The sequence below is a fragment of the Nitrospira sp. genome (assembly GCA_015709715.1).
Classification (GTDB): Bacteria; Nitrospirota; Nitrospiria; order Nitrospirales; family Nitrospiraceae; genus Nitrospira_A.
Map to the genome: position 1 here is coordinate 3,505,330 of CP054184.1, position 18,356 is coordinate 3,523,685.

Here is an 18,356-nt window from a genome sequence, read left to right on the forward strand (position 1 = left end):
AAACCAAGGGGCGAATGAGGCAAGCAACACGTAGCTGAGGCAAGGGAGGGCATAGCGTGAGTGACGAGAGACATGACGGGCCGCGACCGGCGGGACAGTGGGTGCGAATTCCTGACGGCACGATGGTGCAACATCGTTTGGATGGTCAGAAGGGGCATATCGACGGGCTGACCGAAATCGTGATGGGACCGACCAGGAATCCCGATGGACGCACGCAATACCGGATCAACGTCGGTAAGGGAGACCGGGTCCTCATCGCCGAGGAGGACCTGTTGATCGTGACCGACGCGGAAGGTATCGTGCGGATGGCGAAGGAGAAGGGCGAATATCGGTCCTTGGTCAGCAAGCAGCTACGAGGGCTGTTCGGGGAAGACCGGTTCATCAAAGCGACGTAAGCTTCTTGAATCGATGACGGAGTCCAGGGCCTCTGTCAGTACAGAGGCTCCTGGGGTCCCCATCGAAGTCCCGCTAAGTCTGGATCCTCTCCCTCACTTTTGGGCGGACGAGCCATCTTGTCGGCCTTGCGCTGAACACGCCTGGTCTCTTTTTCTCGCTGCTTGACCTGCTTCGCTTTTTCGCGATCGCGTTTGGCGATCGTGGTTTTGCCTATTCGTGCGATGGTGCCCTCCTTGTTGTCTTACTCCTCCGATGGGCGATGTCGCCCTCGTCCGGTTCGTCCCACTGGGCGCAGTGTCTGTTCGGAGCGGATGCGAGTGTCCTCTCCGATTCCCACACTGGCAAGCGCAGTGACCTCGCGGCGGATTTGATCCATGGAAACCGTTTTGGATTCGAGGGCGGGATCGATCAAGCCAAACTGCGCCCACGAGATTCTCAGTTTCGGGCCCGCCGTCTTCTTCTTCTGCGCGGATTTTCTCCCACGCCGGACGGATGTCATTTTCATCAAACAATCCTTTCGTCAAACGATAGGACGACGACGTCTGGACCCTAGTCGGGTCCGTGGGAGGAACCGCCGACTTCCCGAGTGTGGCGGTTCCTAATTTTGAAAAACAACCGTGGCCGTAGGAACGGAAGGATCAGAGTTGCAATCGTGCGTGAGGGGCGAAGACACGCAACGCGGCGGATACTCGGATAATAGCTCGTACGGTGAGTGAGGGTACCATGCGATGACGCTGCCGGTCAAACAGGTGAGGTTCTGTGTTTCTCACCGTGCAAGCCGGAGGAGTCGAGACGCAACGCTGTGGTGGGAAGATTTATTGCCGGGAGCCGGCACCGGGCAGTCTGTTTGAAGGACGCCGGATGCCCAGCTTCCGCAATCGGCTTCTGAGGGTTTCAGGATTCAGACCCAAGAGCTGGGCGGCGCCCTGCTCCCCATAAATGCGCCAATTCGTTCGCTCCAAAATATCAACGATATGTCGGCGTTCCAGGTCGCTCAAGTTGGCCGGATGCTCCTGGCGTGTGTCCGGTGTGGCCTGCGTGCCGGGCAGCAGCACCTCGTCCACCGTCACATGGGACGAGCCCGACAGGATGACGGCCCGCTCGATCACGTTCTGCAACTCCCGTACGTTTCCAGGCCAGTGATAGGCCAAGAGCCTGGCGAGTGAGCGAGGGTCGAACGTGAGATGCGGGCGCCTGAGTTTGTGTCCGATCTGCGCCAAGAAGTGCTGGGCCAGAAGATGAATGTCTTCCCGGCGTTCCCGTAGCGGTGGAACGTGAATCGGGAAAATGTGCAGGCGGTAAAACAGGTCGGCGCGAAAGGTGCCTTGCCTGACAACGGCTTGCAGGTCAGCGTTGGTGGCCGCAATCAGCCGAACGTCCACTGCGACGGGCTGACTGCCTCCCAAGCGGTCGACCATTCCATCCTGCAAGACCCGTAGCAGTTTGGCCTGGGTTTCCAAGGGCATATCGCCGATCTCGTCGAGGAACAGGGTCCCGCCGTGCGCCAATTCGAAACGCCCGGCTCGACGCAGTTGCGCTCCGGTGAATGCCCCGCGCTCGTGGCCGAACAATTCACTCTCGATCAGCCCCGAGGGCAGGGCCGCGCAGTTCACGCGGATAAACGGTTTGTGGCTCCTGGTGCTCAGATCGTGCAGCGCCTGCGCCAGCACTTCTTTGCCGGTTCCAGTCTCCCCAAGCAACAGCACCGTCGTGTCCGTCGGCGCGACGGCCCTGACAAGGTCGACGACCTTCGAAAAGGTCGGAGAGTTGCCCACTACCAGCCGTAGGTTTCGGCTGGCTTTGACCTCCTCGGTGAGATACTCGTTTTCCCGTCGCAGCTGTTCGCTCAGCTGCTTGATCTGTTCATAGGCCAGCACATGGTCGATGGCATAGGCGATCTGCGTGGCGACCTGTTGGAGAAATTTACAGTCCTCCGGGTCCGGTACGCCGGGCTGCACGCTTCCGATATTCAAGGTGCCCAGGCAATGTTCGCGGACCAACAGGGGGAGATTGATCATGCGACCGAGCCCCTCGCGGACATAATAGTGGTCTTCCCAGAAGACCTGCTCCTGCTGCAGATCACCCCGGATGTGGAGCCGTCGATTATCGTACACCCATCCGACGGCGCTGCCTTCTCGTGGGATGATGCTGTCGTGCGCCAGGGCCGGCGTCGCCATGTTGGTAATGACGGCGTAAAACCGAAAGGAGTCGGAGCTGGATTCGTAGAGCGTAATGCCGGCCCGATCCCAGGGGATGACCTTCTTGATCTGATCGGCGATGACGCGCCACAAGCTCTCGATGTCCCGCTGGGAATTGAGGGCATTGGTGACTTCGAGGAGCGTCTCAAAATTCAGGGTGGCGCGTTGCATCATGAGTCAGAAATTGGTCCAGAGTTGAACAATGCCCCAGTCTTGATCAGTGGACGTGCCGAGCTGTCGCCCGATGTAGGGGCCGGCGAAGAAGTGTCCATAGATGACCGCCAGAGAAATTTTTCCATCCGCGAACATGTGACTCCATGCGAAGTCGATCTCGTCGCCGACGTGCGTCGTGTGATTGTCGGCTCGCGAGAAGACCAACGGCCCCTGTGATCCACGGTACCAATTGTCGCGTGCGCTTGCCAAGTACTTGCGCAGGGCCCAGATCTCTACGTGATCGCGCGCCGTCGGACGGAATTGGAAGTTGACCTGCGGCTGGACGCTGTTGCGCCAGGCGCCGTTGAGCATGTAGCCGACGTGAAGGAAGTTCGTCGGGAAAAAATTCTCGAAGGTGTTGGCGTTGCCGCCGCAACTGCGCGCCTGGGTGCCGTCCGACGTGACGCAGTTGCTGTCGCCGTCGCCGGACGCGTAGTCGAAGCCGATCGCAACCCGAGGTTTCCAGGCATGCCGGTACCAGGTATGCCCCAGCCACGTGCCGGACGCCCAAGCGTTGATCCGGAGGTTGCGTTGATTGTCGCCGCCGAACCCGTCCGCGGCGCGGCCGAACTGATAGGCTGTTTCATGTGCGAAGTCCCAGTTCCCGTCCCTGACCTCGATCCGCATGCCCACCATGTGGCGCAATTGCGAGGCCGATTTCGCCAGATACTGACCGGGGTTCGCCCGCTCCGGCAGTCGATTGGAGTAGAGGACATAGTAGGGCTCCACGACCATACGCGGGAGACTGCGGATCTGGTTGTAGAAGACGACGAGGTCTACGTCGCTGCCGGCATCCGATGCATGTTGCGCCAGCGCCGGATTGCAAGTCGACGAGGATCCCGGCTCAGTGTCACAGGTTAACAGGTTGGGGGTCAGACTTCCTCCGGGATGCCCCTGCCCCACGTCCGTTTCGGAGTTCCGGAACCAACCCAGTTTGAGGTCGAAGTCGGTCTTGGCGTAACTCAACATGACCCCATCGTGAGAATAGCCGGTGTTGGCCCAATCGAAGTGCCCGAACAAGCGTTGGTTACCGAAGACGACATATTGCCGGCCGATCTTCACGCTGAGTCCCTCAACGCCGACAAGATTGCGCACCAGGGCGTAAGCTGCGCGAAGTCCCAGGCGGCAGTGGCCGAGACGTGACGTGGCGCACTGGTGATTAGCCGCATCCCCATCCGTGGATCCGGTCGGCCTCCCGCTGCCTCCCCAGGTAGCGGAGTCTTGCAGCTCTACGTAAAAGTTGAGGTGAGGCGAGGGGTCGTATCCCAGCCCCACTCGCGCCCATTGCTGGACGAAAAAATCCGCGGCGTTGCGGCCGCTGTGAGCCGCCGAACCAGAACCGGAAGGGGCGAGACTGTTACAAGCGCCATTGACCGGCGCTCCGCCGCCGAAACAGACGCTGTTCCGCCATTCCGGCCTGACGCGAAGATCGGCCCGCATCCAAAAATGTCGCAGATCAAAAGCGGACCAGAGGGGCGTCGAGGCGTCGGCCACACCCTCGCTCTCCATGTCCGGCGAGAGCGGAGCGGGCGAAGAGGTCAGCCCGGGAGACGCCGGCCCGTAGCGAATCGGTCCGACCTCAGCTTGGGTGGCGATCGGCGCCAATCCGGAGACGACCATCGCGACAAGGACGGCCAACAGGAGCCGTACGCTGCACTGGGACATAAGGCGAGGCCTCGAATCCATCGGAACATGGGAATCCTCCCTTCCCCCGTATGGGGACGACGGGTCGACCGCTCGCCCCGGCGAGCCGCCGACCCGTCGGCTGATTCACTGTTCGCTGAAGGCAATCGACCTTAGAAACCCATGGCCGCCCGTTCTTCCATGTTGCGCATGAACTCTTCGTGCTTCAGCACCTCGTCGGCGCCCTTGGCGCGGATGTGGCGATCGCGCGCATGGTACTCGTCCGGTGTGACGCGGTAGCAGAAGTCCCACAAGGCGTCGGCACTGTGGGAGTCGATGCCGCCTACTCTGGCCTCAAGCATCACCATGAGCTGGTTGACGCCGTCATAGGTGGCGCGTCGGTTGCCCGCACGATAGAGTTCTCGGACCTTCCGCATCTGGTCGACGTAGGCTTCGAAGTTTCCCGGTATCAGATTCTTTTCCGCCAAGGTCTGGTATGTGACCACTTGCCCCAACAACTCCTCGGCCCAGGCTTGCGATTTCTGGTTGCTGTTCCACATCACGGGTTCAATGCCGTTGGAAAATCCTTGGGCTGTGGACAGCCCGAGGAACGTGATCCCGCTGGCTAACAGGGCTGCGGAAAAAAATCGGATGGTTCTGCTCATGACGTCCTCCTCCTTGAGATCTATTCGGCGCGGTGCCGATTGAATGGTATTGGTTGCTGTATATTGTGATGCTCTGCTGCTGGTTCATATAGCAATGGCCGTGCCGTTTCGCATCGGCGAACAATGATTGACAAATTATTGATTTACTGTGAAAAAAACAGGTGGTTGCGCTTGGGGCTCTGTTTTGGGCGAAGGTGTCCGTTATTAGGAACGGTGTAGTTCGTGAAATAAAACGGTAACGGTGGCGACAGCGGCAAAGACGAGCAGGTCCCTGCTGATGGGAAGGATGGCAAGCAAGCAATGAATCTGGCGTGGTATCCGTACCTGATGTTTTGGGGAATCGGCTTATTGTGTTTCGCAGTGGAGTGGTGCTTCCCAGCCCGCCCGATTCGGTATCGTGCGGTGTTGTGGCGGGATCTGTTGGCGTTGGGACTGTACAATCTCTCGTTTCTGCTGGTTGTGCAACTGACGGATCGTATTCCCATCCCCTCCTACCTCCCCGTTGCCCTCTACACGCTGCCGACGATCTTCAAACTGATCCTCTTTTATCTTGTCGAGGACTTCGGGCTCTATTGGGTCCATCGGCTCATGCACACGAGGGCGCTGTGGCGGGTGCACCGCTGGCATCATTCTCCCACCTCCCTGTATTGGTTGGCCGGGATTCGGGCGACCATTCCCCATATCGCTCTCTTCAACCTGACCTACGTCGCGGCCCTTCCCCTCCTGCACGACGCATCCGCCTGGGCTTTTCAATTCATCATGGTTGAACACATTGTGCGAAATAACTGGATGCATTTGAATGTCACCTGGCGATCCTCTAGGTTGGAATGGATCTTCGTGACTCCTCGGTATCACCACATTCATCACAGTAAAGACCCGGCCCATCAAAAAAAGAATCTAGGCGCATGGCTGACGATCTGGGATCGGTTGTTCGGCACCTATTATGATCCCGACCAGATTCAGGGAGACCTGTCCTTCGGCTTGAGCGAACGAGTCGCGCCTGCAAGGCTTGTGATAGGTTTGTAAGGCCTCTCTCTTCTGTAATGCGGTTTGAGCCAGTCACTATGCCGATATCGGAACAGGGGCAGGGTACAGTCGGAACTCTGCCGGGTCCGGAACTATCCGTCATCGTCCCTACCTTCAACGAACGGGACAACATCGTCCGGTTGGTCGATCTCCTGGAATCCTGCTTGGCCGGGGTGCGTTGGGAATTGATTGTGGTGGACGACGATTCGCCCGACAAAACCGTCGACATCGTGCGTAACCTTGCCTGTGCCAACCGTCACGTGCGTTGTGTGCAACGGATCGGCCGCCGTGGACTGTCCTCTGCCTGTCTCGAAGGGATGTTGTCCAGTTCCGCGCCGTTCCTGGCCGTGATGGATGGCGATCTCCAACATGATGAACGGCTCTTGCCGGAGATGCTCAGGCAGCTCAAACAGGGGGGATATGACATCGTCATCGGAAGCCGGTATATGGCCGGCGGAAGTATCGGCCAATGGGGAGGTTTTCGCGCGCGGACAAGCCGGTTGGCGACCTTTGTGAGCCGGCCCTGGGTTCCGGAGGGACTCACCGATCCGATGAGTGGGTTCTTCGCTTTACGGCGTGACACCTTCGATCTGCTCGTTCGGCGGACGTCCGGGCTCGGATTCAAACTGTTACTCGACTTCTTTGCGTCGTCGCCTCGTCCGCTTCGGTTCAAAGAACTTCCCTTTGAGTTCAGAACTCGGTACGCCGGGGAAAGCAAGGTCGATGGTCAGGTGGTGTGGGAGTACTTCATGCTCCTGCTCGACAAGTCAATCGGCCGATTCGTGCCGGTGCGACTGGTCGCGTTTGCCTTGGTCGGCGGATCGGGGGTGGCCGTGCACTTCGCCTCGTTGCTGCTCTTGTATCGCGGCTTATCCTTGCCCTTTGCGTGGGGGCAGACGCTCGCGACCTTGCTGGCGATGACCAGCAATTTTGCGCTGAACAACCTCATCACCTATCGCGACCGACGGCTCAGGGGAAGGCACTGGGCGCGAGGATGGCTCTCGTTCGTGCTCGTGTGCGGCCTCGGCGCGATCGGGAATGTGGGGGTAGCATCCTATCTGTTCAGGCGAGATCTCCACTGGGGCGTCTCCGCGATGGCGGGCATCCTCGTGGGGACGGTGTGGAACTATGCCGTGACCGCTTCCTACACCTGGAAAGTCAAGGCCCGGTAGCGTGGGTCACGGTTGGCGCTCAGGGATCCGGTACAGCACGAACTCGTCGCCTTGGGCGACCGGAACGAAGTCCGATGGTACCGGCGGACGAAGAGTCTGGGTGCGGCGCACCATTGCGTACTCGTATTGAGTGCGAAACCGGTCCCAAGGAATGGGAACGGCTTGGGCCAGGAATTCTTCCACGGTCAGTAGTGACCGCATCGCCGCGGTCAGTTGCACCGGCTGTTGGCCCGGCGCCGTGAACAGATTGGACACAAAGGTTGATCGGCGGATGATACCCCAACAGGACAGATTGACCAGCGGTCTGGTCTCGGGAATCCTCGAATCCCGAGGCGAGTTGGCATCGTACGAAGTGAGTTTAATCGCGGACAGCAGCCGCGTCCCCTCCGGCAGTCGATCGAGCGCCGCGATAAATTGGCGATAGTGGCGATTCGTCTCCAGCCACCCGTCGGTAATCACCGCCATCCGCAGCACAAACAGCAGGCTCAACGCCAAGGCCACGGGAGCAAACCAGCGCCGGCGCCGCTCCGCCCAATCCGAACTTGCGATCGCCAGGAGGATGACCACCAACGGCATGCGGATATCGACGACCGCCGTCGTCCCGATCGATGCCGGCATGGCCAGTGCCGCCCCCAGCGTCGTGGCCAATGGAAGGTACATGGAGGGGCGCAGGGACCACCGTTGTCGCGCAAGGCCCACCCCGATGAGCCCCGCCAAGAGCATCACGGTCAAGCGATCCAACCCCTGATGTTCCGTGCGGAGTGTTCCCTTGAAGGCCTCGACCTTGGTGTTCAAGGGGAGAAATGTCACTGTCGGTGACGGGGGTAATCCGCGGAGCCAGAACGGATAGTCTGAGGGCCCGGTTCTGAACGTCGGCGAAAGGGCTAGCAGGATCAGCGGTAAGACGAGGGTCGGGAGCGCCTTCACGAGCGAGCTATCCATGACCTGAGTGCCGGTGTGCCGGTCGTTCCACCAGGCGGCGCATTCGTGAGACAGCACGACGAGGGCGAACACACCAAAGGCGAACAGATGGGCGAAGAACAGCATGACCGCGAGCACGGAAAAGAGCGGCACGAGCAGGCGCGCAGACCGATCGCGGAGCATGATCCAGAGGGCGCAGGTGAACAGGGCCAAGCCGAGGCCGAATAAATAATTCAGGAATCCCCAGAGGAAGACGCTGTTATAGAGAAAGAAAAATGCCAAAAGGGGCCAAGGCGACCATCGTCGATGGAGAGCGGCATGCAAGGCCATTGTGCCGCCTACCAGGAAGGTGAGAATCAACCCAAGAAAGGTTTTGCCGGCTGTTTCGATCGAGACAAGCGCCAATAGCGGCGGCAGGAGGAGGTCGATAGCAAGGTTGGGCAGGAGGTCCCAGTGGATTTCATAATACTGCCGCAAGAAGGGCTGCCGCCCGCCGTCGGCCAGGATGTGAATGCGAGCCATGTGGTTCGGATAGTCCACCAGCGGCGGGATGTCCACCAGCAGAATTGGGACCAAGGCGATGAGGAGCAGGACTCCGGCTGCGCCGAGAATGCTCCGGCGGAGAGCGCTGTTCTGTGGGATGTCTATCGAGTGCCTCCCTGATGTGGCGGCGTCCTAGCGGAGCCCGTTCTCGCTGAGACTGACGAACTGCCTGCGGAATCCCACCACCTTGGCCAGGTAGTCTCGGGTTTCCTGATAGGGGAGCGATGAGCGGAGGCGATCGTAAAGGGCGGACGGCTGCAGTCGGTTGATTTGATCCACTGCTGCGCGCTGATCTTTGGAGAAGGTCTTGAAGACATTGCCGGCGCCGGTATTGTAAGCGGAAATGACGCAGTACTCCCGCGAGACCAGGTCCGCCACGTCGTCCAGCTGGCTGTAGGTCAGCACATTGAGGTAGGCGGTGCCGAGTTCGATGTTGTTCTCCGGATCGAACAGGTAGTCGCGAGTCGGGGCCTTGTCCTCACCCTTGGCCTTGCGAAAGGCATCACGGCCGCCGCTGGTGGGAACCAGCTGCATCAAGCCATAGGCCGGTGCCGAACTGACCGCAAAGGGATTGAAGTTGCTTTCTGTGCGGATAATGGCGAACACGAGGCTTGGGCTGATCTGGTACCGTTCAGCAAACTGTGTGACGGTTGTGCGGTACTTCTCGGCCTGCTTATGCGAAAAGTTCGACACCATCGGAATGGTCACGAGATGGGCGGTCTTTCGTCCGTCTTCCTGATCCACCTCCCGGGTGCTCGGGCCCTTGGCGAGCAACGAGTCTGCGAATTGCTCGGCTTCCGACGGCGTGCGCAGGGGTTTGCCGGCTTGATCCACCACCAGGCCGAGGAGGTATGGCTCCTTGTCGCTGGTCAGGGTGATTTCCTTATCGGTGAACAGATCGACACTCCGGGGATCGTTGGGTGTGAGGAGCGTGGTCACGACCGCATTTTTCAGGCTCGTTCGCGGATCCTTGTCGTCGAGCGTTTCGATGACGATGGTGCCAGCGTCGAAATCCACGATCGCCCGGCTCCGATAATTCTGTGTGTATTTGACGTACTTCTTCTGCTCGGGGAGTTTGACCTCCTTCTGCCCCCACTTCTTGCCGACCTCACCGCTCAGGGCCGCCATGAGGGCTTGGAAATCTCGCTGAATCGCTCGGAGATCCCGTAGCAGGGCCTGCGGATCGCGCCCATACTGCTCGACTCGACGCTTGGCAATGTCGGCCGGGTCCTTGCCCCCGACGATATCCAGGACCGTTCGTCCGGTATTGCTGCCGACGGCCCGTTCAGCCGCGCCCAGCATCTTGTCGGCGGTTTCACAGCCCGAGAGCAGCAGGGAAAGAGTCAACCCGAAGAACAAGGCAGGAAGTCGCCTGGCATGCATGGGCCGAGTATACAGAAGGAGCCTAGGGTTCGAAAAGAGAAAGTCTGGATCGGGGAGCGCTGGGCCTAACTTGACGCCTTGAATAGCCGGTCGGTACCATGATCGACGGCGTCTTCTAATTGCCCGAGAGGTAGGAAATGGCTTTGAATGGTTGCGACACGAAACCCGGACGGAACCGACGTGAAGACAGTCTCGCCCGGGTTCTCTTGACGACCGCAATCGTGGCCGCTCTGTATATTCCTCTGCCGCACCTCGCGTCCGCGGAGCAGACTGCGACGGAGGCCGTCCGCGGGACGGTCCGGGAGGTCCTGTATGTGCTGTGTGAGTTGCGCGATGCCAGCCGCACGGCGCAACGGCAGTGGGAAGTCGAGCAGATCGTACGCCGCAGCTTCAACTACGAAGCGATGGCCCAACGCTCGCTGGGAGAGGCCTGGGAGGGCCTGTCCGCACCCCAGCGCCGGCAATATGTCCGCCTCTTTGTGCAGCTCTTGCGTGACGACGTGACCGATCGGCTCCGGGATTACTCTGCGGACCGCGTGGCCTACCTGTCGGAGGGAGAAGGCGATGCGGTAAGGGAGGTTACCACGGCGCCCGCCGGGGTAGAGGTCGATACGCGCATTGAATTTCAGGTGGTGTGGCGCTCCGGTTCGTGGCTCATGGATGACATGGTCGTCGATGGCGCAAGTCTGGTCGGGCGGTACCAAGCCCAATTCTCCCGTATTCTCCGAGACGGCTCCTTTGCTGAACTCATGGAGCGTATGCAGCAGCGCGATCTGGTCGCATAATCGAAGGCCCACAGGACCGGTTCGATCGCGAGCCTATGCCGTGGCTTTACATGCCACGAGACCATATTGGTGCGCGCGAATGAGAAGCTTCTGACGGTTGGCAACACCCAGTTTGTCGAAAATGCTGGTGAGATGGTGACGCACGGTCGTGCTGGATATGGAGAGGCGGTCTGCGATGGCTTTGTTGGAAAGTCCTTGGCCGATGAGCACGATAACTTCATGCTCCCGTTCCGTCAACACATCGGGGCATGAGAGCGTGCCTGCTGAGGCGTCGGCGGGCTGCGCTGCTGCGGTCGATGTAGGGTGCGCGCCGGTTATGAGGAAGTTGCTTGCCGGTAGGGGTGGGGGGCAGCTGCAGAGGTATTCAATGGTGGCAAGGAGCACCACGGCTGGCTGAACGTTCAAGACGATGGCATCCGCTCCGGAAGACAAGGCTTCCAATGTGCGGTACTTGTGCTCAATCCCGCTCAATAACACGAGTTTTGTCTTCGGCACGGTGGTCTTGACCTTTCGAATCAGGTCGGGAAGGCTGCTGTCCGGTTCAGTCTCGATCACCAAGGCGTGCGGGGGCTTGTGTGTCAAGCTGAGTTCAGCATCAGCCGTGCCGGCCGCTTCCCAGAGCAGCTGGAGGCGAGGCTGGGAATTGATGACAGTTTGAAGCCCCAGGCGAACCAGATGGTTCTTGCTGATGATGGCTGCGGTAATCGAGCGACCCTTCTCCTCTTGTCCGCTCATGTGACAATCCTTTCGATGACGACGTCCTATCGCGGTGTTCTCCGCTCAGCCGACCGGCCCTGCGGAGGCTGACGGTCAGACCATCCGCTCGCAACGAATTCCCCACGTGGTCCTCAGCACCTCCTCCAGCGGGCGTCCCAAGCACGCATGATCCGAGGATTTCTGGCTTGGTGCGACGGAACGGTCGCTGCTAGACAGGTTACCGGTCGGTTGAAGGAGGCTCAACACCGGCGCATCGGGGCAGAGGGCTTTGAGCGCGCGTAATGTGTCGGAGTCAGGAACTCGGTCCGTGGCATCGTCGGACCCGGCCCGTACCAGGATGGCGCCTGGTTGCAGTTCTCCGAGGTCCTCCATCATGGATTCCAGGCTCCTGGTTAACACGGCTTGATACCCGCTGGTCGCGAGGCAATCGGCTAGCTCAAGCCCGAAGTGCCAGTCGGGGTCGACAATCATGATGCGGATTCTGGCGGTTCGATGGCGGTGGTTCATGTGCGGCCTCCTCCTCTGGGCGTTGACCGGTCCCGCGCACTCATCGGCGACGTACCGGGTTCCTCCGCTAAGCCTCACCGGATTCCCGTTCCAACGAGCGGGGCGGAGATCGGTGGGTTGTGAATCCAGCATGACTGGCGAGTTAGGAGTACCGAGTTGGCAGGGAAAGTACCATCACCATCGACGCAGTTTCTCGGTCGATGATTGTCGAGATGGGTTGTCATCGTCCGTGCTACGTAGCGCAGGAGGGCGGACTGGGGAGGAATGCAGGAACGGCAGAGGTCAGTTGATCAGCCGGTTAACTAGCCGGTTTTCGATCGCGTAGTGCGTGAGTTCGGTATTGTTCTTCAGCTGCATCTTTTCGAGAATCCGGGCTCGGTAGGTGTTGACAGTGCTGATGCTCACGCACAAATCATCGGCGATGTCTTTGAGACTTTTCCCCACGGCAATGAGACACATCACCTGATACTCGCGGTCCGACAACTGTTCGTGCAGGGGCTTTTCAAGATCGTGCTCGAGATTGAGTGCCAGCAGCTCCGCAACCGACGCGCTGACGTACCTGCCGCCCGCGATGATCTTGCGGATGGCTTGAACCAGTTCCGTGGGTGCGCTGTCTTTGGATAGGTATCCTGCGGCGCCGCTCCTCAAGGTGCGCAAGGCCAGTTGATCTTCCGGATAGGCGCTCAGCACCAAGACGGGGAGCTTGGGGTAAAGCTGTTTCAGCTCCTTGAGCGCCTCCAGACCTCCCTTGCCGGGCATTCCCACGTCCAGAACCACGACGCTCCACTGCCGTTTGCGAAGGTGCTCCATCATCTCCTCGGCGTTCTGCGCCTCGGCAAGGACCGAGCAGTGGAAGTGTTCCGACAGGATCTGCTTCACCCCGTGACGGACGACGGCGTGGTCATCGACGATGAGGATTTTCATGATCGAAACCCCTTCGCGTCATAGCGGCTGATGGAAAGCCTCTCAGACGGCGTTAATCGTTGGATGCGCCTTCTAGTGGAATGCGGAGCGTGACGGTCGTACCCTCTTCGGGGTTCCGCTCGATTTTAGCTTCCCCTCCCAGTAAGAGAGCACGTTCGCGCATGCCTACCAGACCCAGCGAATGAGAGGCGGAGATCTCCTCGTCCGTGATGCCTCGCCCGTTATCGTGGACCTGGAGTAACAAGTTCCCCGTGTGTTCCTGCATGGTAATCGCGGCTTCGGAGGCCCCGGCGTGCCGGGCGATATTCGTCAAGACCTCTTGAAAGATCCGAAAGACACCGGTTGAACGATCGACCGGAAGGGTAATCGTCCGGAGGTAAATGTTCAGGATGCACCGAATGCCGGTCCGGTTCTGGAATTCACGTGCCTGCCACTCGATGGCCGGAATAAGGCCGAGCTGATCCAGGACCACCGGTCTCAGCTCGGTGGCGATCTTCCGTACGGATTGCATGGTCTGGTCGACATGGCCGATGATCGAGGTGGCCCGTTCATGGAGGTCCGATCGTACATCGGCGAGTTGGTCGCGCAGGAAGGCCAGTTCGAGTTTCACACCGGTGAGGGCTTGTCCTAGCTCGTCGTGCACCTCGCGCGCGATTCTCGTCCGTTCCTCCTCGCGGACGGATTCCAGGCGTCCGGTCAGGTTGCGTAGACGCTCTTCCGACTCGTGGAGTTGTACTTCCGCGCGGGTGCGCTCTTCCTCTTCATAAGCCAGGGCGACGAGGTGGCTGGTGGCGATGGCGAACATCCACTCATCCTCCATCCAACGGCGCGGCAGCCCGATATGTTCGTGACAAAGGACGCCTTCCAAACGGCCGAACAGATAGAGGGGGATATCCATCATGGAGGTCACACCCTCCGGCGCGTCGCCGCCATACAGCTGGGCGGTGCGGGTATCCGTGGCAAGGTCGTCGGCGGCGATCATTTGCGAGGTGCTCAAGAGTTGAAAGTAGACCGGGCGCGACGCCACGGGGATGGGGGTGCCCTCGAGATGTCGGTCGCGGCTCAGTTCGTACTGATCGATGCAGTGGAGGGCGTCACGTGGCCCATTGTAGCGCCACAGGCCGACCCGTTCGATCTGAAGGGTTCTGGCGACCAGCTCGGTAATATGCCGAAGTGTGCCGGGTAGGTCGGACCGTTGAAAAATCCGGTTGCGTGTGAAGTCGGTCAGTGCGGACTGCTGTCGGACCAGGCGAAGAGCTCGTCGGCTCCGTTCTTCCTCGATGCGTTTGCGGACGGTGATGTCCGTCGCCATGCCACAAACGGCGTCACATTCCCGGCGGGCGTTAAAGAGGGGGAACTTCACCACCATATAGGTGTGCGGGCCGTCGGGATGCGTGGCACTCTCCTCGAACTCCATCGGAAGTCCGGTCGTCAGCACCTGCCGATCATGCGCCTGCCAATTTGAGACCTGGTTCGCGGGAAACAACTCCTCGTCGGTTTTGCCCCGTACGTCCCTATCCGACAGCTGAATGGTTTCCTCGGTCTTCCGGTTGATCTGCAGGTATCGGCCTGAAGCATCCTTGAGGAAAATCAAGATGGGGCTGTTATTCATGATCGCTTGAAACCGTTCTTGGCTTTCCCGCAGCGCATCCTCCGTCTTCTGCTGAGTCGTGATGTCGCGGAACACCGCGACGCCGCCTTTGATGTGCCCGGACGCCCCACGCAGAGGCCGCGCATTGACGCTCAGCCACCGTCCGTCCGGGCGATGATCGTTTTTCAGCAGCAGGATCACATCATTGAGCGACTCACCGCGGATGGCCCGCACCAACGGCAGTTCCTCGGGGGGATAGGGAGTGGTGCCGTCGGGCAAGAACAGACCGAAGTGCGAAGACCACTTGCTGATGCCGACGTCCGACGGGCCGCTGCCGATGATGCGCCCGGCGGCAGGATTCCACACCTGAAATTCGCCGGTGTGATCGGCGACCACGACGCCGTCGGCGATGCTGTCCAGCACCGATTGCAGCAAGGTAGACTTCTGCCTCAGCTCAGCGGCCATCCGTGCCCGCTCCAGGGCGTAGCGAAGGGAGCGCTGGAGGAGAGGTCCTGTGACTTGTCGCTTGACCAAGTAGTCCTGGGCCCCCTGCTGGATGAGCTGCAAACCGAGCGCTTCATCTTCCAGACCTGTCAGCACCACGATGGGAGTGTGCATGATCGCCTGACGAATGGCCGCCAGCGTGGCGAAGCCTTGGCTGTCGGGCAAGGAGAGGTCGAGTAGAATGAGGTCGATGCCACCGGCCTTGAGACGGCTGGTGGCTTCGCTCAATCGACCGGCCTGGGTGAACGTAAACCGGCGCGGCGCGACCTCCTCGAGCAATGCACGCAGCAGCCTGGCATCACCCGGGTTGTCCTCCACCAACAGGATGTGAATGTTGGCCTCGGCCATCGTGCTAACCATTCGCCAGGGGGAGGACGACGATGCCGAGCCAGAAATCTTCGATCGACCGCACCACACGGATGAACTGGTCGAGGTCGACCGGTTTCGTGACATAACAATTGGCGTGCAGATTATAGCTCTTCAGGATGTCCTGTTCATCTTGAGAGGTCGTCAGCACGACGACGGGAATGCGTTTGAGAGACTCGTCGGCCTTGATCTCCGCCAGAACTTCACGACCGTCGCGCTTGGGAAGGTTGAGGTCGAGCAGAATGAGATGGGGACGCGGCGCATGGGCATAGGGGCCTTGCCGCCGAAGGTAGGCCAGAGCTTCCATGCCGTCCTTGGCGATGGTGAGATTGTTGATGACCTTGGCCTCTCGCAGCGCCTCTTGCGTCAGGCGGACATCGCCGGGATTATCCTCCACCAACAGAATTTCGATCGGTTTGACCAATTCAGGGACCATGATAGGGGGGTTCCTTTCTCACCTGTGGAGGGGATGCGCGTCCCGCAACGTGAACCAAAAGGTGGCGCCTTTGCCCGGCTCGGAGTCGACCCAGATGCGGCCTCCGTGCCGTTCGACGATCTTTCGGCAGATCGCCAGGCCGATGCCGGTTCCAGGATATTCATCGCGATTGTGCAGGCGTTGAAAGATCACGAAGATGCGTTGGGCAAATTGTGGGTCGATGCCGATGCCATGGTCCTGGACCGAGAGCAGCCAGTGGTTCTCCTGCCGCCGGGCCGAGAGATGGATACGCGGCGGCTCCTTCCCGCAGAACTTGATGGCGTTGCTCAGCAAATTTTGCAGGAGTTGCCCCAACTGGCGTTCATCGCCTTCTATCGTCGGCAAGGGGTCGTGTGTGATCGAGGCGCCGCTGTCCTTGATGGCTCCGGTTAAATTGTTCAAGGCGGTGGTCACTACCGCTTCGAGCGACACCGGTTCCCAGGATCTCCCTCCGGTACCGACACGAGAATAGGCCAACAGGTCTTGTATGAGCTGTTGCATGCGGAGCGCGCCGTCGACGGCGAAGGCGATGAATTCGTCCGCTTCCGTGTCGAGTCGCCCCTTGTAACGTCTCCCCAACAATTGTGTGTAACTGCTGACCATGCGGAGGGGCTCCTGCAGGTCATGGGAGGCCACATAGGCGAATTGTTGGAGGTCCGCGTTGGATCGTCCCAGTTCCGTTACCGAAGCTTCCAATTCCTGCCGCGCGCGAATCAGGTCATTTCGTTCCCGTCCCAATTGCCAGGAGGCCCAGATTCCATATCCGGTCAGCGGCAGGATCAGAAGTACACCGATCGCGGCCACGGTCCATACGAGTCGATTGACGGGGGCATAGATCTGGGCGCGGTCCAATCGGAACAACACCAACCAATCGAATCCCGGGTAATCTCCGTAGCCTTTGGTCCAGGCATAACCGGTGACGATGGCGTGACCCCGTCGGCGATGAGTCCCCTCCGTGAATCCTGGCTGAGTTCGTTCCGTCACGGCTTGGGCTTGAGAGGGTAAGTCCAACTTGACCGGACCGCTGGCTGCAGTGACTTCGGGCTTTTTTTCGTCAAGGACGACGCCCTGCCGATCGAGCAGCCCCCAATCGTAGGCCACGTCACCATACCGCAGCCGCCCCTCCTGTTCGAAGATGGAGCGCAGATGGTCGAACGGCACTCGACCGACTACCACGCCAAGAAACGCACCCTGGGGACTGATGATGGGAGCTGTGAAGCTGACGGCCATTTTGCGATGGGAACCGCTCAAGGGCTGGAGAACTTCGGCGTGGGGAACTCTGGTTCGTTGCACGAGGGAGAAGGAGGCGGGATTCAAACCCTCGGCTCCTTCCGCGGGAAGCGTATCCGTGGCCGCTCGCAACCGCCCCTGCGCATCGGAGACACCCAGCCACGAGTAATAGCGATAGAGTCGTTTATACTCCAGGAGGCGGGCGGTCTTGTCTTCTACGGACCCATCTCGAAGAACGCCGTCGTTGGCGAACAATTGAACGTCGCCATACCGTTCGAACATGACTCGATCAAGCGTGTCGGCGACGGCCGCTGCGTTCATGGCCAGTTCCCGGCCTCGTTCCGACACCAGGACAGCCCGCAACACAAAGAGGGCATACAATCCCAGGACGCAGGCGATGAGGAAGCACAGGAGGAGTATCAGCGGCAGGACCCGCACGCTCCAGCTGGGTTTGACCGTTTGAAGGGGAATCGAGGGGACTGTGTTTCGTTCCGCGTCATCCATGACAGCCATACCGTCAGGGTGTCAATGAAAGGCAGGGGCTCATCATACGCTTCATGGCGGACGAAGGTCCATCGTGATTGACTCCTGCGCCGCTTCCGCGTAGGGTCATGGCCGACAACTTGGGCGAAGCTGAATGATACCTAGGCTTCAAAACCTAGGAAGTATACACGGATGACATGATAAAATGTTGGTGATTTCCGGCTCGGTGACGATTCCGGATGGGGAAATCGAACTGTCGGCCGTTCGCTCGCAGGGGCCGGGCGGGCAACATGTCAATAAGGTTTCGTCCGCGATACACCTTCGTTTCAACGTCGTCGAGTCCTCCCTTCCGCCGCTGTACAAAGCTCGGCTGCTGGCCCTGCGAGACCATCGCCTCAGCCGAGAGGGGGTGATCACGATCAAGGTGCAGGAGTTTCGGAGCCAGGAGCGAAACCGGGCCCTCGCGTTGGACCGGCTGCGCGAACTGATTCTGCAGGCCACGCGGTCGCGTGCGCCGCGTCGCCCGACCAAGCCGACCAAAGGTTCCACGCAACGGAGGTTGGAGAGCAAGGCAAAGCGGGCTCGGGTGAAATCGCTGAGAGGAAGGCCAGCCGAGCAATGATGTCGAATGTGG

The 18,356-nt window shown here is 59.9% G+C and carries 17 protein-coding genes; 5 read left to right on the forward strand and 12 right to left on the reverse strand.

All coding sequences use genetic code 11. The annotated features are described in order from the left end of the window. Window positions 1-101: 101 nt before the first annotated feature. Window positions 102-395, forward strand: coding sequence for a hypothetical protein (locus tag HRU82_16785; protein QOJ37248.1), 294 nt, complete (start codon window positions 102-104; stop codon window positions 393-395). Between the two features lie 242 nt (window positions 396-637). On the opposite strand, the gene HRU82_16790 is transcribed toward HRU82_16785, so the two are convergent. From HRU82_16790 to HRU82_16805, 4 genes are all read right to left on the reverse strand, one after another. Beyond that, a complete protein-coding gene (locus HRU82_16790) occupies window positions 638-901 on the reverse strand; it encodes a hypothetical protein (GenBank protein ID QOJ36500.1) in 264 nt (87 codons plus the stop codon). A 310-nt stretch (window positions 902-1,211) separates the two neighbouring features. Continuing rightward, window positions 1,212-2,765: a sigma 54-interacting transcriptional regulator gene (locus HRU82_16795; GenBank protein ID QOJ37249.1), complete on the reverse strand. Its 1,554-nt coding sequence runs from the start codon at window positions 2,763-2,765 to the stop codon at window positions 1,212-1,214. A gap of 6 nt (window positions 2,766-2,771) precedes the next feature. Beyond that, window positions 2,772-4,472, reverse strand: coding sequence for an alginate export family protein (locus HRU82_16800; GenBank protein QOJ36501.1), 1,701 nt, complete (start codon window positions 4,470-4,472; stop codon window positions 2,772-2,774). A gap of 131 nt (window positions 4,473-4,603) precedes the next feature. Continuing rightward, a complete protein-coding gene (locus HRU82_16805) occupies window positions 4,604-5,095 on the reverse strand; it encodes a hypothetical protein (GenBank protein QOJ36502.1) in 492 nt (163 codons plus the stop codon). A 300-nt stretch (window positions 5,096-5,395) separates the two neighbouring features. Between HRU82_16805 and HRU82_16810 the strand changes: the two genes are divergently transcribed. Next, entirely contained in the window at window positions 5,396-6,121 is a 726-nt protein-coding gene (locus HRU82_16810) for a sterol desaturase family protein (protein ID QOJ36503.1), read from the forward strand. A 38-nt stretch (window positions 6,122-6,159) separates the two neighbouring features. After that, a complete protein-coding gene (locus HRU82_16815; GenBank protein ID QOJ36504.1) occupies window positions 6,160-7,293 on the forward strand; it encodes a glycosyltransferase family 2 protein in 1,134 nt (377 codons plus the stop codon). Window positions 7,294-7,299: 6 nt separating this feature from the next. Here the strand turns inward: HRU82_16815 and HRU82_16820 are convergent, their stop codons facing one another. After that, a complete protein-coding gene (locus tag HRU82_16820) occupies window positions 7,300-8,736 on the reverse strand; it encodes a hypothetical protein (GenBank protein QOJ36505.1) in 1,437 nt (478 codons plus the stop codon). Between the two features lie 153 nt (window positions 8,737-8,889). After that, on the reverse strand, window positions 8,890-10,140 hold the full coding sequence (locus HRU82_16825; GenBank protein QOJ36506.1) for a DUF3393 domain-containing protein: 1,251 nt from the start codon (window positions 10,138-10,140) through the stop codon (window positions 8,890-8,892). 206 nt (window positions 10,141-10,346) lie between these two features. On the opposite strand from HRU82_16825, the gene HRU82_16830 reads away from it, so the two are divergent. Next, window positions 10,347-10,925: an ABC transporter substrate-binding protein gene (locus HRU82_16830; protein QOJ36507.1), complete on the forward strand. Its 579-nt coding sequence runs from the start codon at window positions 10,347-10,349 to the stop codon at window positions 10,923-10,925. Between the two features lie 33 nt (window positions 10,926-10,958). Here the strand turns inward: HRU82_16830 and HRU82_16835 are convergent, their stop codons facing one another. The 6 genes from HRU82_16835 to HRU82_16860 all read right to left on the reverse strand — a co-directional run bounded on the left by HRU82_16835 (window position 10,959) and on the right by HRU82_16860 (window position 17,752). Then, window positions 10,959-11,660 carry a response regulator transcription factor gene (locus HRU82_16835; GenBank protein ID QOJ36508.1) on the reverse strand — a complete coding sequence of 234 codons (702 nt, stop codon included), beginning with the start codon at window positions 11,658-11,660 and terminating at the stop codon, window positions 10,959-10,961. A gap of 75 nt (window positions 11,661-11,735) precedes the next feature. Then, the gene (locus tag HRU82_16840) at window positions 11,736-12,149 is read right to left on the reverse strand and encodes a hypothetical protein (protein ID QOJ36509.1); all 414 of its coding nucleotides are present in this window, start codon (window positions 12,147-12,149) and stop codon (window positions 11,736-11,738) included. A 282-nt stretch (window positions 12,150-12,431) separates the two neighbouring features. Next, entirely contained in the window at window positions 12,432-13,076 is a 645-nt protein-coding gene (locus tag HRU82_16845; protein QOJ37250.1) for a response regulator transcription factor, read from the reverse strand. A gap of 49 nt (window positions 13,077-13,125) precedes the next feature. Then, window positions 13,126-15,516, reverse strand: coding sequence for a PAS domain-containing protein (locus tag HRU82_16850; GenBank protein ID QOJ36510.1), 2,391 nt, complete (start codon window positions 15,514-15,516; stop codon window positions 13,126-13,128). A 4-nt stretch (window positions 15,517-15,520) separates the two neighbouring features. Beyond that, entirely contained in the window at window positions 15,521-15,970 is a 450-nt protein-coding gene (locus tag HRU82_16855) for a response regulator (protein ID QOJ36511.1), read from the reverse strand. Window positions 15,971-15,988: 18 nt separating this feature from the next. Then, entirely contained in the window at window positions 15,989-17,752 is a 1,764-nt protein-coding gene (locus HRU82_16860; protein QOJ36512.1) for a GHKL domain-containing protein, read from the reverse strand. Between the two features lie 175 nt (window positions 17,753-17,927). Here HRU82_16860 and arfB point away from each other — a divergent pair, with 175 nt between their 5' ends. Beyond that, window positions 17,928-18,344, forward strand: a complete 417-nt coding sequence (gene arfB, locus HRU82_16865) for an aminoacyl-tRNA hydrolase (GenBank protein QOJ36513.1) — start codon at window positions 17,928-17,930, stop codon at window positions 18,342-18,344. The last annotated feature ends 12 nt before the right edge of the window (window positions 18,345-18,356 follow it).

Bases quoted from the DNA above. Each gene is read 5' to 3' on its own strand.
- HRU82_16840 (QOJ36509.1), bottom strand. From the start codon at position 12,149: ATGAACCACCGCCATCGAACCGCCAGAATCCGCATCATGATTGTCGAC.
- HRU82_16805 (QOJ36502.1), bottom strand. From the start codon at position 5,095: ATGAGCAGAACCATCCGATTTTTTTCCGCAGCCCTGTTAGCCAGCGGG.
- HRU82_16795 (QOJ37249.1), bottom strand. From the start codon at position 2,765: ATGCAACGCGCCACCCTGAATTTTGAGACGCTCCTCGAAGTCACCAAT.
- HRU82_16825 (QOJ36506.1), bottom strand. From the start codon at position 10,140: ATGCATGCCAGGCGACTTCCTGCCTTGTTCTTCGGGTTGACTCTTTCC.
- HRU82_16815 (QOJ36504.1), top strand. From the start codon at position 6,160: ATGCCGATATCGGAACAGGGGCAGGGTACAGTCGGAACTCTGCCGGGT.
- HRU82_16820 (QOJ36505.1), bottom strand. From the start codon at position 8,736: ATGGCTCGCATTCACATCCTGGCCGACGGCGGGCGGCAGCCCTTCTTG.
- HRU82_16855 (QOJ36511.1), bottom strand. From the start codon at position 15,970: ATGGTCCCTGAATTGGTCAAACCGATCGAAATTCTGTTGGTGGAGGAT.
- HRU82_16800 (QOJ36501.1), bottom strand. From the start codon at position 4,472: ATGTCCCAGTGCAGCGTACGGCTCCTGTTGGCCGTCCTTGTCGCGATG.
- HRU82_16810 (QOJ36503.1), top strand. From the start codon at position 5,396: ATGAATCTGGCGTGGTATCCGTACCTGATGTTTTGGGGAATCGGCTTA.
- HRU82_16860 (QOJ36512.1), bottom strand. From the start codon at position 17,752: ATGGCTGTCATGGATGACGCGGAACGAAACACAGTCCCCTCGATTCCC.
- HRU82_16790 (QOJ36500.1), bottom strand. From the start codon at position 901: ATGAAAATGACATCCGTCCGGCGTGGGAGAAAATCCGCGCAGAAGAAG.
- arfB (QOJ36513.1), top strand. From the start codon at position 17,928: ATGTTGGTGATTTCCGGCTCGGTGACGATTCCGGATGGGGAAATCGAA.
- HRU82_16850 (QOJ36510.1), bottom strand. From the start codon at position 15,516: ATGGCCGAGGCCAACATTCACATCCTGTTGGTGGAGGACAACCCGGGT.
- HRU82_16835 (QOJ36508.1), bottom strand. From the start codon at position 11,660: ATGAGCGGACAAGAGGAGAAGGGTCGCTCGATTACCGCAGCCATCATC.